Annotated in this window: 12 protein-coding genes and 1 pseudogene; 5 read left to right on the plus strand and 8 right to left on the minus strand. The window is 72.6% G+C overall.

The annotated features are described in order from the left end of the window. Window positions 1-146 precede the first annotated feature (146 nt). The 3 genes from AC51EU_RS19610 to AC51EU_RS19620 form a co-directional block, all read right to left on the minus strand. Complete coding sequence (locus tag AC51EU_RS19610; RefSeq protein WP_496268302.1) at window positions 147-1,571, minus strand: class II fumarate hydratase; 1,425 nt, start codon at window positions 1,569-1,571, stop codon at window positions 147-149. A gap of 234 nt (window positions 1,572-1,805) precedes the next feature. Continuing rightward, entirely contained in the window at window positions 1,806-2,741 is a 936-nt protein-coding gene (gene hemC, locus AC51EU_RS19615) for a hydroxymethylbilane synthase (RefSeq protein WP_496268303.1), read from the minus strand. Between the two features lie 104 nt (window positions 2,742-2,845). Then, window positions 2,846-4,543 carry a fumarate hydratase gene (locus tag AC51EU_RS19620; protein WP_496268304.1) on the minus strand — a complete coding sequence of 566 codons (1,698 nt, stop codon included), beginning with the start codon at window positions 4,541-4,543 and terminating at the stop codon, window positions 2,846-2,848. A gap of 257 nt (window positions 4,544-4,800) precedes the next feature. Between AC51EU_RS19620 and AC51EU_RS19625 the strand changes: the two genes are divergently transcribed. Beyond that, window positions 4,801-5,484, plus strand: a complete 684-nt coding sequence (locus tag AC51EU_RS19625) for a DUF1707 SHOCT-like domain-containing protein (protein ID WP_496268305.1) — start codon at window positions 4,801-4,803, stop codon at window positions 5,482-5,484. A gap of 206 nt (window positions 5,485-5,690) precedes the next feature. Continuing rightward, the gene (locus AC51EU_RS19630) at window positions 5,691-6,050 is read left to right on the plus strand and encodes a WhiB family transcriptional regulator (RefSeq protein WP_496268306.1); all 360 of its coding nucleotides are present in this window, start codon (window positions 5,691-5,693) and stop codon (window positions 6,048-6,050) included. Window positions 6,051-6,129: 79 nt separating this feature from the next. On the opposite strand, the gene glpX is transcribed toward AC51EU_RS19630, so the two are convergent. Further along, on the minus strand, window positions 6,130-7,161 hold the full coding sequence (gene glpX, locus AC51EU_RS19635; protein WP_496268307.1) for a class II fructose-bisphosphatase: 1,032 nt from the start codon (window positions 7,159-7,161) through the stop codon (window positions 6,130-6,132). A gap of 227 nt (window positions 7,162-7,388) precedes the next feature. Between glpX and AC51EU_RS19640 the strand changes: the two genes are divergently transcribed. Beyond that, window positions 7,389-7,919, plus strand: coding sequence for a DUF4245 domain-containing protein (locus AC51EU_RS19640; RefSeq protein WP_496268313.1), 531 nt, complete (start codon window positions 7,389-7,391; stop codon window positions 7,917-7,919). Window positions 7,920-7,997: 78 nt separating this feature from the next. Here AC51EU_RS19640 and AC51EU_RS19645 read toward each other — a convergent pair whose 3' ends face one another. The 3 genes from AC51EU_RS19645 to xseA form a co-directional block, all read right to left on the minus strand. Further along, window positions 7,998-8,591 carry a malonic semialdehyde reductase gene (locus tag AC51EU_RS19645; protein ID WP_496268308.1) on the minus strand — a complete coding sequence of 198 codons (594 nt, stop codon included), beginning with the start codon at window positions 8,589-8,591 and terminating at the stop codon, window positions 7,998-8,000. 186 nt (window positions 8,592-8,777) lie between these two features. Next, on the minus strand, window positions 8,778-9,038 hold the full coding sequence (locus AC51EU_RS19650) for an exodeoxyribonuclease VII small subunit (RefSeq protein ID WP_496268309.1): 261 nt from the start codon (window positions 9,036-9,038) through the stop codon (window positions 8,778-8,780). Between the two features lie 70 nt (window positions 9,039-9,108). Further along, window positions 9,109-10,344 (minus strand): exodeoxyribonuclease VII large subunit, encoded by a 1,236-nt coding sequence (gene xseA / locus AC51EU_RS19655; RefSeq protein ID WP_496268310.1) that lies wholly within the window; start codon window positions 10,342-10,344, stop codon window positions 9,109-9,111. A 174-nt stretch (window positions 10,345-10,518) separates the two neighbouring features. On the opposite strand from xseA, the gene AC51EU_RS19660 reads away from it, so the two are divergent. Beyond that, on the plus strand, window positions 10,519-11,550 hold the full coding sequence (locus AC51EU_RS19660) for a 4-hydroxy-3-methylbut-2-enyl diphosphate reductase (RefSeq protein ID WP_496268311.1): 1,032 nt from the start codon (window positions 10,519-10,521) through the stop codon (window positions 11,548-11,550). A gap of 54 nt (window positions 11,551-11,604) precedes the next feature. Then, a complete protein-coding gene (gene ppgK / locus AC51EU_RS19665; RefSeq protein WP_496268312.1) occupies window positions 11,605-12,483 on the plus strand; it encodes a polyphosphate--glucose phosphotransferase in 879 nt (292 codons plus the stop codon). Between the two features lie 61 nt (window positions 12,484-12,544). On the opposite strand, the pseudogene AC51EU_RS19670 reads toward ppgK, so the two are convergent. After that, window positions 12,545-12,880: pseudogene (locus AC51EU_RS19670) on the minus strand (DUF6542 domain-containing protein); the annotation flags it as partial.

The raw sequence follows: 12,880 nt of genomic DNA on the forward strand, positions 1-12,880 counted from the left end.
ACCGGGGGCCGGCCCCGGCGCCGGGGTGTCCGTCGTCCGCTGTACGCCGGCCGGGCCGCCCTCCGTCGTCCCCACCATGTCCGCTGTCATGCGCAGATCCTAGAGGTGCTGTGTGTCCGTCGCTGTGACCTGCGGGGAACCTCCCGTTACGGATGCGTCATACGCAGCACGTCCAGCGCCTCGTCCAACTGCCGCTCGGTCAGCAGGCCCCGCTCGACATAGCCGCCGTCGACGACCGCCTGACGGACCGTCTTCCGTTCGGCCAGCGCCCGCTTGGCGACCTTCGCCGCCTCCTCGTACCCGAGGTATCTGTTGAGCGGGGTCACCACCGAGGGCGACGACTCGGCGTACTCGCGGGCCCGTTCCACGTTCGCGGTGATGCCGTCCACCGTGCGGTCGGCGAGCAGACGGGACACGTTGGCCAGCAGCCGCACCGACTCCAGTACGTTCCTGGCGATCACCGGGAGCATCACGTTCAGCTCGAAGTTGCCCGCCGCCCCGGCCGCCGCCACCGTCGCGTCATTGCCGGTGACCTGCGCCGCGACCATCAGCGCTGCCTCCGGGACCACCGGGTTCACCTTCCCCGGCATGATGGACGAGCCTGGTTGCAGGTCCGGCAGGGTGATCTCGGCGAGGCCGGTGCGCGGGCCCGAGGCCATCCACCGCAGATCGTTGCAGATCTTCGTCAGGCCGACCGCGACGGTCCGCAACTGCCCGCTGGTCTCGACGAGTCCGTCCCGGGCGCCCTGCGCCTCGAAGTGGTCGCGGGCCTCCGTCAGCGGCAGCCCCGTCGCCCGCGCCACCTCGGCGATCACCGCTCGGGAGAACCCCGGCGGGGTATTGATGCCCGTCCCCACCGCCGTACCGCCCAGGGGGAGTTCGGCCAGGCGGGGCAGTGAGGCGCGCAGCCGCTCGACGCCGTAGCGCACCTGGGCCGCGTACCCCCCGAACTCCTGGCCGAGCGTCACCGGGGTGGCGTCCATCAGATGCGTCCGCCCCGACTTCACGACCTCGGCGAACTCCGCCGCCTTGCGCTCCAGGGACGACGCCAGATGCTCCAGTGCCGGGATCAGGTCCCGTGTGACGGCGGCCGTCGCCGCGATGTGGATCGACGAGGGGAACACGTCGTTGGACGACTGGCTCGCGTTGACGTGGTCGTTGGGGTGCACGTCCCGGCCCAGCCGCTCGGACGCCAGGGTCGCGACGACCTCGTTCATGTTCATGTTCGACGACGTGCCCGAGCCGGTCTGGAAGACGTCGACCGGGAAGTGCGCGTCCCAGGTCCCCTCGGCGACCTCTTCGGCCGCTCCCCGGACCGCCTCCGCCACCTCCGCGTCGAGCACGCCCAGTTCGGCGTTGACCTTCGCCGCGGCCGCCTTGATCCGCGCCAGGGCCTCGATATGGGCCCGTTCCAGCCGCTGCCCGGACACCGGGAAGTTCTCCACCGCCCGCTGTGTCTGGGCCCGCCACTTCGCCCCGGCGGGCACCCGGACCTCGCCCATCGAGTCGTGCTCGATGCGGTACTCCTGCGGGCTCCCGGCCCCGCCGTCGCCGCCTCGCGTCGTCACCATCGCCGACCACCTCCTGCCTGCACAGCGCGTGGCCCCCCGCGCGGTGTTCCCCGGCCCGCGGATTACCGCCGGTAATAACTCGAACCGGTTAACGAATGAGGCACCTACGGGGTGCGACCGGCCCGGCCCCCCTGACGGCCGCCGCCGACGGAGGACGCGGCGCCCGCCCGGCACGACGCGAAGGCGCCCCGCCCCTCCCGCGGACCGGGTGGAGCGAGGCGCCCCGCGCCGTCCTCAGTGCGCGATGCCGTCGATCAGCTCCCGCGCCCCCTGGCGCAGCAGGGCGACCGCCACGGACGTGCCCAGCGTCGCCGGGTCGAGGCGCCCGGCCCATTCGTGGGCGTTGAGGACGGTCTTCCCGTCGGGGCTGAAGACGCAGGCCCGCAGGGACAGTTCGCCGTCGCGCCCGGAACGCGCGTACCCGGCGATGGGGGAGTTGCAGTGCCCCTGGAGGACGTGGAGGAACATCCGTTCCGCGGTCGCCTCGCGGTACGTGGCGGGATCGCTGAGGCCGCTGACCGCGTCGATCAGAGCGGTGTCCCCCTCGCGGCACTGGAGGGCGAGGATGCCGGCGCCGATCGGCGGGCACATCACATCGGCCGGAAGGATCTCGGTGATCACGTCCGGGCGGCCGATGCGCCGCAGCCCGGACACCGCGAGGAGCAGCGCGTCGGCGTCCCCGGCGGCCAGCTTCTCCATGCGGCGGTTGGCGTTGCCGCGCATCGGTACGCACCGCAGACGCGGGTACGAGGCCGCGAGCTGGGCGATGCGGCGGACCGAGGAGGTGCCGATCCGGGTCCCGTCCGGCAGCTCGTCGAGCGTCAGGCCGCCCGGGTGCACCAGCGCGTCACGGACGTCGTCCCGCTTGAGGAACGCGGCGAACACCGTGCCCGCGGGCAGCGGCCGGTCGGCGGGGATGTCCTTGAGGCAGTGCACCGCCAGGTCCGCCTCCCCGGCCAGCAGCGCGGCGTCGACCTCCTTGGTGAACGCGCCCTTGCCCTCCACCTGGGAGAGGTCCCCCAGCCACTTGTCCCCGGTCGTCTTCACCGGGACGACCTCGGTGCGCAGCCCCGGGTGCAGCGCGGCCAGTTCGGTGCGGACGCGCTCGACCTGGGCCAGGGCCATGGGCGAGTCACGGGAGACGATGCGGATCAGCTCAGGGGTGGACATGCCGACCACCATAGGACCTCGTCACCGGGCCGCGGACACCGCACGGCCGGGCGCCCGCCGCACGCGGACGCCCGGCCGTGGGCACGGTCCCTACGGGTGCGCGGTCACGCGCCCCGGCGCACCGGAATGCTGGTGAACGTCGGGGCCGGCGCCGGGTCCTGGAAGAAGTCGTTGCCCTTGTCGTCGACGACGATGAAGGCGGGGAAGTCCTCGACCTCGATCCGCCAGACGGCCTCCATGCCCAGCTCCTCGTACTCCAGGACCTCGACCTTCTTGATGCAGTCCTGGGCGAGGCGGGCGGCGGGGCCGCCGATGGAGCCGAGGTAGAAGCCGCCGTGCGCCGCGCAGGCGTCGGTGACCTGCTGGGAGCGGTTGCCCTTGGCCAGCATGACCTTCGAGCCGCCGGCCGCCTGGAACTGCTCGACGTACGCGTCCATCCGGCCCGCGGTGGTCGGGCCGAACGAGCCGGAGGCGAAGCCCTCGGGGGTCTTGGCGGGGCCCGCGTAGTAGACCGGGTGGTCCTTGAGGTACCGCGGCATCTCCTCGCCCGCGTCCAGCCGCTCCTTGATCTTGGCGTGCGCGATGTCGCGGGCGACGACCAGGGTGCCGGTGAGCGAGAGACGGGTCTTGACGGGGTGCTTGGTCAGCTCGGCGAGGACGTCGTCCATGGGCTGGTCCAGGTCGATCCGGACCGCGTCCAGGTCCGGGCCGGCGCCCTTGGTCAGCTCCTCGTCGGTGGTGTCGGGCAGGAAGCGCGCCGGGTCGGTCTCCAGCTGCTCCAGGAAGACGCCCTCGGCGGTGATCTTGGCGACGGCCTGGCGGTCGGCCGAGCAGGAGACGGCGATGGCGACGGGGCAGGAGGCGCCGTGCCGGGGGAGGCGGACGACGCGGACGTCGTGGCAGAAGTACTTGCCGCCGAACTGCGCGCCGATGCCGATCTTCTGCGTCAGCTCGAAGACCTTCTCCTCCAGCTCCTTGTCGCGGAAGCCGTGGCCGGTCGGGGAGCCCTCGGCGGGCAGCTCGTCCAGGTAGTGCGCCGAGGCGTACTTGGCGGTCTTGAGCGCGTACTCGGCGGAGGTGCCGCCGACGACGATCGCCAGGTGGTAGGGCGGGCAGGCGGCGGTCCCCAGGGAGCGGATCTTCTGCTCCAGGAATTTCATCATGCTCGCCTCGTTGAGGACGGCCTTCGTCTCCTGGAAGAGGAAGGACTTGTTGGCGCTGCCGCCGCCCTTGGCCATGAAGAGGAACTTGTAGGCGCCGCCGTCGGTCGCGTACAGCTCGATCTGGGCCGGGAGGTTGGAGCCGGTGTTCTTCTCCTCCCACATCGTCAGCGGGGCCATCTGCGAGTAGCGCAGGTTGAGCTGGGTGTACGCGTCGAAGATGCCGCGGGAGAGGGCCTCCTCGTCGCCGCCCGCGGTCAGCACGTTCTGGCCGCGCTTGCCCATGACGATGGCGGTGCCGGTGTCCTGGCACATCGGCAGCACCCCGGCCGCCGCGATGTTGGCGTTCTTCAGCAGGTCCAGCGCGACGAAACGGTCGTTGGCGCTGGCCTCGGGGTCGTCGAGGATCTTGCGGAGCTGCGCGAGGTGGGCCGGGCGCAGGTAGTGCGCGATGTCGTGCATCGCCTCGGCGGCCAGCTTGCGCAGCGCCTCCGGCTCGACCTTGAGGAACGTCCGCCCGTCGGCCTCGAAGGTGCTCACACCCTCGGACGTGACGAGGCGGTAGGGCGTGGTGTCCTCGCCCACCGGGAGCAGGTCGGTGTAGGCGAATGCGGGGCCGGAGGGGCGGGAGACGGGGGACATGGGGGCCATTCCTCACTCGACAGGGGCTCGGCTGACGTGTACGGCAGCAGAGGACCAGCGTAGGACCCCGGGCGCGGCGGGCCGTGGTGAGGTAGGGCTCAGTCGGGCGTTCCCGGGCTCCGCCGGGGGTTCGCGCCCCGTATCCCTAGTCGCGATCTATCGCGTTTCGGTACGCTGACCCGGTGGACGCACAGAACCGGGGGACGGACCCCGCATCGGCCGGGCCGCAGGGCACACCGGCCGCACAGCCGGTGAACATGAGAAAGCCGGCGCCGGTGGACAGGAACAGGCCGGTCGCCGAGGCGGACGTACGGGCATCCGACGCCGACCGCGACCGCGTCGCCGAGATCCTGCGCGAGGCGCTGGCCGAGGGCCGGCTGGACGCGGAGGAGCACGCCGAACGGATCGACGCGGTCTACCGGGCCAAGACCATGGGCGAGTTGGAGCCCGTCGTCCGGGACCTGCCGGTGGCCGCCCGCGCCGCGGCCCCGCAGTCCGCGCCCGCCGCGGCCCACGCCGCCTCCGGGGCGCCGGACCAGAACCTCTTCGCGATCTTCAGCGCCTCGACCCGCAAGGGGCGCTGGCAGGTCCCGGGGCGGATCAACGCGGTCGCGATCTTCGGCAGTGTGGAGATCGACCTGACCGAGGCGCTCTTCCCGCAGCAGCACGTCCAGATCAACGCGACCTCCGTCTTCGGCAGTGTGGAGGTCCGTGTCCCGGAGAACGTGACCCTGCGCAGCAGCGGTTCCGGGATCCTCGGCAGCTTCGAGGTCGTCACCCACGAGTCCGGCGACGCCGAGGCCCCGGTGGTGATGGTCAACGGCTACGCGATCCTCGGCAGCGTGGAGGCCCGGCCCAAGCGCGGCGCCTGGATCCGCGATCTGCGCGACCGGTTCCGGGAGCGTCAGGAGCAGTGGCGCGAGGAGCGGCGCGACCGGTGACGCGCGCCGGGCGGACGGCGGGCGCGCCGCGGTGACGGGCGCGGGCGCCCGGACGGCTTTCCTCCGCCCGCCACCGTGTGCATAAGCGCGGGTACAGCGGGTAGGGCTGGTGCATCGTCCCTCGTACGGCTGCGGGTGCGAAAAGCCGTGCGCAGGGGGACGGGCAAGGGTGACTCTCTCGCCGAAGCCGTCGTCAGGAGTAGACCGTGCTGCTACCGCATCAGCCCGTGCAGGAGGCCGTCGTACCGCCCCAGCGCGTCCCGGCACGCGAGGAGGCCGGGCCCTGGCACTCCGAGGCGGTGTGCCGACGGGACGAGGCAGGGCTGTTCTTCGCCCCGTCGAAGGAGCCCACCGCGGCCCGTCTGGCCCGCGAGGAGGCCGCGAAGCGCGTGTGCGCCCGCTGTCCGGTGATGGTCGAGTGCCGGGAGCACGCCCTGCTCCAGCCGGAGCCGTACGGCGTGTGGGGCGGGCTGACGGCGGCCGAGCGGCGCGTCGTCCTGGCCCGGCGCAGGCGGCGGGAGAGCGACCTCCAGCACGCGGCCCGCGTCGTCCCGGCGGTCGGCTGACCGGCCGCCCCCTCGACCAGGTGCCCGCTCGCTCCGCCGCACGGTCTCCGGCGGGGCGAGGGGCGATGAGGCTCCGGCCTCAGCTGGGGCGCTCGAAGTCGACCGAGCTGTAGGCGCGCAGCTTGGACAGGCGGTGCTGGGAGTCGATCTGGCGGATGGTGCCCGACTTGGAGCGCATCACCAGCGACTGGGTGTAGGCGGTCTCCGCGCGGTAGCGGACGCCGCGCAGCAGGTCGCCGTCGGTGATGCCGGTGGCGACGAAGAAGACGTTGTCGCCGCTGACCAGGTCGTTGATCTCCAGGACCTTGTCCAGGTCGTGACCGGCGTCGAGGGCGCGCTGCCGCTCCGCGTCGTCCTTGGGCCACAGCCGGGCCTGGAGGGTGCCGCCCAGGCACTTCAGGGCGCAGGCGGCGATGATGCCCTCGGGCGTGCCGCCGATGCCGAGCAGCAGATCGACGCCGGTGCCCTCACGGGCCGCCATGATCGCGCCGGCCACATCGCCGTCCGAGATGAACTTGATGCGGGCGCCCGCCTCCCGGACCTCCTTGACCAGCCCGTCGTGGCGGGGCCGGTCCAGGATGACGACGGTGACGTCCTCGACCGCGGAGCGCTTGGCCTTGGCGATCCGGCGGATGTTGACCGCCACCGGGGCCGTGATGTCGACGAACTCGGCGGCCTCGGGGCCGGTGGCGAGCTTGTCCATGTAGAAGACCGCGGACGGGTCGAACATGGTGCCGCGCTCGGCGACGGCCATCACCGAGACGGCGTTGGCCATGCCCTTGGCGGTCAGCGTCGTCCCGTCCACCGGGTCCACGGCCACATCGCACTCGGGGCCGGTGCCGTCGCCGACGCGCTCGCCGTTGTAGAGCATCGGGGCGTTGTCCTTCTCGCCCTCGCCGATGACCACCACGCCGTCCATCGACACGGTGTGGATCAGGGCACGCATCGCCTTGACCGCGGCACCGTCCGCGCCGTTCTTGTCGCCGCGGCCCACCCAGCGGCCCGACGCCATGGCGCCGGCCTCGGTCACCCGCACCAACTCCAGGGCGAGATTGCGGTCGGGGGCCTCGGGGCTGACCTCAAGGGGGGACGGGAGCTGATGCTCGGACATCGAGCGCACCTTTCTGTACGGCGACGGCCGGAATGAGGAGGGTGGTACGACTTTATCGGTACGCCGCGAGAATGAGCATGCGGGCCCACGCATGAGCGGTGCCGGGGGCCTGGTGTGAGCCATCGAACGGGTGGCCGGAAGCCGCTTCTGGGTTGGCCGGTACGTCTCCGGCAGGGGGGCGCGTCCCGAGCACTCGGGCCATGGGGGACCATAGGGGCGTGGCAGGTATGCGAGGCAGGCAAACGGTACGGGACATGATCCTGTCCCTGGCGGTGATCGGCGTACTCGTCGGGGTGATCTACGTCTTCGTCCCGCACGACGACAGCCCGGCCGCGGAGCAGAACGCGGTCAAGACGGTCGACTACCGCGTCGAAGTCATCACGGCCCGGCGGGCCGCGCCCTATCCGGTGGCCGCGCCCGAGGGGCTGCCCGAGGGGTGGCGCGCCACCTCGGTGTCCTACAAGGCGCACGGCAAGGGCGGCACCTGGCACATGGGCTTCCTCGACCCGCAGCAGGCGTATGTCGCGGTGGAGCAGAGCGACGCGTCGCCGCGGACGTTCGTCAAGGACGTGACGCTCGGCGCCCACAAGGCCGGCGGTACGCGGTCCGTCGACGGGGAGCCCTGGGAGAAGTACGAGGGTGACACCTACAAGGCGCTGGTGCGCGAGGAGCCCGGGGTGACGACGGTGGTCACCGGGACCGCGTCCTACGACCGGCTCGCGGAGTTCGCCGCCGCCCTGGAGGCGAAGAAGGGCTGACCGCGCCCGCAGCGACGACGAGGCCGCCGCGTCCCTTGGGGGCGTGGCGGCCTCGTCGTCGCTGCGGTGTCCCGTGGCTCAGACGGTGGTGACGGCCTCGGCGAACTCCAGGCGCGGCGAACGCGGGAAGAACGCGTCGGGGCCGGGCTTGCCGACGTTGATGACCAGGAAGGACTTCTGCTTGCCGTCGCCGAAGAACTCCTTGTCGACGCCCGTGAAGTCGAAGCCGGTCATCGGGCCGGCGGCCAGGCCGGCGGCGCGGATGCCGAGGATCAGGTAGCCGGCCTGGAGGGTGGCGTTCTGGGTGCCCGCGACCTCGCGGACGGCGAGCTCCGAGAAGTACGCGTCCTTGACCTGCGGCGCGTGCGGGAAGAGGTGCGGCAGCTTCTCGTGGAAGTCCAGGTCGACGGAGAGCAGCAGGGTCAGCGGCGCGGTCTCGGTCTTGGGGCCGTTGGCGCCCAGCGCGTGCTGGACCAGACGGCGGCGCGCGTCCTCGGAGCGGACCAGGGTGATGCGCAGCGGCGACTGGTTGAAGGCGGTCGGGGCGTACTTCACCAGGTCGTAGATGGCCTGGACCTGCTCGTCCGTGACCGGCTCGTCGGTGAACGTGTTGGCGGTCTGGGCCTCGCGGAAGAGGAGGTCCTGCGCGGCGGGGTCAAGGGCGAGAGACATGGGGGTACCTCGATGTCCGTTGCGAAATGCGGCAGAACGGTCCCGGACGGGATGCCGCTGCCGGGGAACGACCCCACTGTAGCGAAGATGTATTAATTTTCAACTAAAGCGTTGTGGCGGTGGGCTCCCGCACGACAGAGTTCACACGCCGTTCACGGACGCCGCCCGCACGGCACCCCCCGACCGCTATCCGCGGCCCTCGTCCGCCTCCGCCTCCTCCTCCGCGAGCGCCGCGTCCAGCCGCGCCCGGGCGCCCTCCAGCCAGTGCCGGCACACCTTCGCCAGCTCCTCGCCGCGCTCCCACAGGGACAGCGACTCCTCCAGCGTCGTACCGCCCGCCTCCAGGGCGCGCACGACCTCGATCAGCTCGTCCCGCGCCTGCTCGTAGCCCAGCGCGGAGACCGCCGTGGACACCTCGCCGCCCACGGCACCTTCTGCGTCGCTCACCGCGTCCGCCCTCCCGCCCGGACCCGCCGCATCGCCCGGTCCCGTCGTCGCCTCTGCCATGCCGTCCAGCCTAAGCGGGGGGTGTGACAGCGCCCGGACCGCCGCTCACCCGCACCCGGAACGCGCCCTCGGCCACCCGCGCCCGCAGCTCCTCACCGTCGGACACCTCACCGGGCGAGCGCACCGCCGCGCCGTCCGGCTTCTGGAGGACGGCATAGCCGCGCTCCAGCGTCGCCTTGGGGGAGAGGGCCACGACCCGCGCCAGGGTGTGCGCCAGCTCCGAGTCCGCGCGGTCCAGCAGATGCCCCAGCGTCCGCCGGCCGCGTCCGACCAGCGCCTCGACCTGCTCGGCGCGCTCGTCGACCATCCGCTGCGGCCGGCATATCGACGGCCGGCTGAGCGCCGCCGCCAGCCCCCGCTCCTCCCGCTCCACGAACGCGCCGGCCGCGCGCCGCGCCCGCTCCCGCAGCTGCCGCACACGGGCCAGCTCCTCGCCCACGTCCGGTACCACTCGCTTCGCCGCGTCCGTGGGCGTCGAGGCCCGCAGATCGGCGACGAGGTCGAGCAGCGGGGTGTCCGGCTCGTGCCCGATCGCCGAGACGACCGGCGTGCGCGCCGCGCTCACCGCCCGGACCAGCTCCTCGTCCGAGAACGGCAGCAGATCCTCCACACTGCCGCCCCCGCGCGCCACGATGATCACGTCCACCTCGGGAAGCGCGTCCAGCTCCCGCACCGCCTCGATCACCCGCGGCACCGCGTGCACCCCCTGCACCGGCACATTGCGCACCGCGAACCGGACCGCGGGCCAGCGGTGCCGCGCGTTCTCCAGCACGTCGCGCTCCGCCGCGCTCGCCCGCCCGCAGACCAGCCCGATCAACTGCGGCAGGAACGGCAGCGGCCTCTTGCGCTCCGCCGCGAACAGGCCCTCCGCCGCCAGCGACTTCCTCAGCTGTTCCAGCCGCACCAGCAGCTCACCGACACCGACCGGCCGGATCTCCGCGGCGCGCAGCGAGAGCTGGCCGCGCGGCGCGTACCACTCCGGCTTGGCGTGCAGCACCACCCGGGCGCCCTCGCCCACCACCCCCGCCACCCGGTCGAAGACCTGGCGGTAGCACGTCACGCTCACCGAGATGTCGTGCGACGGATCGCGCAGCGTCAGGAAGACCACGCCCGCGCCGGGACGCCGCGACAGCTGGGTGATCTGCCCCTCGACCCACACCGCGCCGAGCCGGTCGATCCACCCGCCGATCAGCCGGGACACCTCGCCGACCGGGATCGGCGCTTCGGGAGACGTCGTGACAGCCATACGAGGGAGCGTAGCGGCGCCCACCGACAACGCCCCCGCACACGCGGACCCCGCCCCGCCCGCCGTCGGCGCGAACACCCCGTCCACAGGCCCGGATCACCCCCGGAGCGCGGGCCGGCGCCGCGCGCCCGGTCCGGGCCGTGCGCGCCGGAGTGCGCCCGTACGATGGGACCCATGACTGCTACGCCCAGCCAGCCCGCCGCCGTCAGCCCGAGCGGAGAGGCCCCGCGTCGCGGTGACGCGAAGCGGGTCCTGCTCGCCGCCCCCCGCGGGTACTGCGCGGGCGTGGACCGCGCCGTGATCGCCGTCGAGAAAGCCCTGGAGCAGTACGGCGCGCCCGTGTACGTCCGCCACGAGATCGTGCACAACAAGTACGTGGTCAAGACGCTGGAGAAGAAGGGCGCGATCTTCGTCGACGAGACGGAGGAGGTGCCCGAGGGCAATATCGTCATCTTCTCCGCGCACGGTGTCGCCCCGACCGTCCACGAGGAGGCCCGGCGCGGCAGGCTCGCCACCATCGACGCCACCTGCCCCCTGGTCACCAAGGTCCACAAGGAAGCCATCCGCTACGCCAAGGACGACTACGACATCCTCCTCATCGGCCACGAGGGCCACGAGGAAGTCATCGGCACCAGCGGCGAGGCCCCCGACCACATCACCCTGGTGGACGGCCCGGAGGACGTACGCAACGTCGAGGTCCGCGACCCCGACAAGGTCGTCTGGCTCTCCCAGACCACCCTCTCCGTCGACGAGACCATGGAGACCGTCGACGCCCTCAAGGGCCGCTTCCCCAACCTCCTCTCCCCGCCCAGCGACGACATCTGCTACGCCACCCAGAACCGCCAGACCGCGGTGAAGAAGATGGGCGCCGAGGCCGACCTCGTCATCGTCGTCGGCTCGAAGAACTCCTCCAACTCCGTCCGCCTCGTCGAGGTCGCGCTGGGCGCCGGAGCACGCGACGCCCACCTGGTCGACTACGCGGAGGAGATCGACGACGCCTGGCTGGAGGGCGTGACCACCGTCGGCGTCACCTCCGGCGCCTCCGTCCCCGAGATCCTCGTCCAGGGCGTCCTGGACCGGCTCGCCCAGCACGGCTACGAGGACGTCGAGACGGTCACCGCCGCCGAGGAGTCCATCACCTTCTCGCTCCCCAAGGAACTGCGCCGCGACCTGCGGGCCGAGGCGAAGGCCGCGGCCGAGGACTGACACGGGCCGGGGCGTGTCCGGGCGGAACCACCGGACACGCCCTAGCCTTTCCGTATGAGGGTCTTCGGTGTGGACATCGGCGGCTCGGGCATCAAGGGTGCCCCGGTCGACCTGGAACGCGGCGATCTCGACGGCGAACGCCACAAGGTACTGACCCCGCAGCCCGCCACCCCGGACGCGGTCGCCGACGGCGTCGCCGAGGTCGTCGACCACTTCGGCTGGACGGGCCCGGTGGGCGCCACCTTCCCCGGCGTCGTCACCGGCGGCATCACCCGCACCGCCGCCAACGTCGACCCCGCCTGGATCGGCACGGACGCCGCCGCCCTGCTCACCACCCGGCTCGGCGGCCGCACCGTGACCCTGCTCAACGACGCGGACGCCGCCGGGCTGGCCGAGATGCGCTACGGCGCCGGGCGCGGCCGCACCGGCACGGTCATCGTCCTCACCTTCGGCACCGGCATCGGCAGCGCCGTCTTCACCGGCGGCCGGCTGGTGCCCAACACCGAACTGGGCCATCTGGAGCTCAGCGGCCACGACGCCGAGCGGCGCGCCTCCTCCCAGGCCAAGGAGACCGAGGGGCTGAGCTGGTCGCAGTGGGCGCGCCGGGTCCGCAAGTACCTCGCCCATGTGGAGATGCTGTTCTCGCCCGAGCTGTTCGTGATCGGCGGCGGGGTGAGCCGCAAGGCGGCGAAGTTCCTGCCGCTGATCGAGGGCATCAGAGCCGAGATCGTGCCGGCGCGGCTTCAGAACAATGCGGGGATCGTGGGCGCCGCGATGGCTGCGGCCGCTCGGGCAGGGGTTCCGCCGGGCGCGGACGGCTCCGCGCCGGACGACCGTCCTCCCGCTCCCGCGCGGGCCGCCGGTCCGCCGGACGCCCGTCCGCCCGGGACGCCCGTCGACTCGCCCGTCGGCTGGCCCGACGCCGGGCGATGATCACCACCCGGCGCGCCAGCACCAGCAGCACACACAGCAAGGTGCCCAGATAGAGCCACCCCGCGTTCAGCGCCAGGACGGTGAACACCGCGATCAGCTTGCCGGTGAGCCCCGCCTGCCCGGGCGCCAGCGGCACCGCGCCCAGCGTGAACGCGATCGGCAGCGCGATCGGCGCCGTGATCAGGTCGTACGGCCGCACCCACAGCGCCGCACACACGCTGACCAGCACGAAGAACACGCCGTACGGGGTCTGCGCCCCGTCCAGCAGCACCCGGTCCAGACCCGCGAACGCCAGCAGCGCCAGCGTGCCGAGCAGCCCGCAGCCCAGCCCCGTCAGCTTCGGCGAGGGCAGCCGCCGCACCAGCGCCGCCACCGGGGCCAGCGGGCCGCTCGGCAC

It is taken from the genome of Candidatus Streptomyces philanthi (assembly GCF_059553635.1).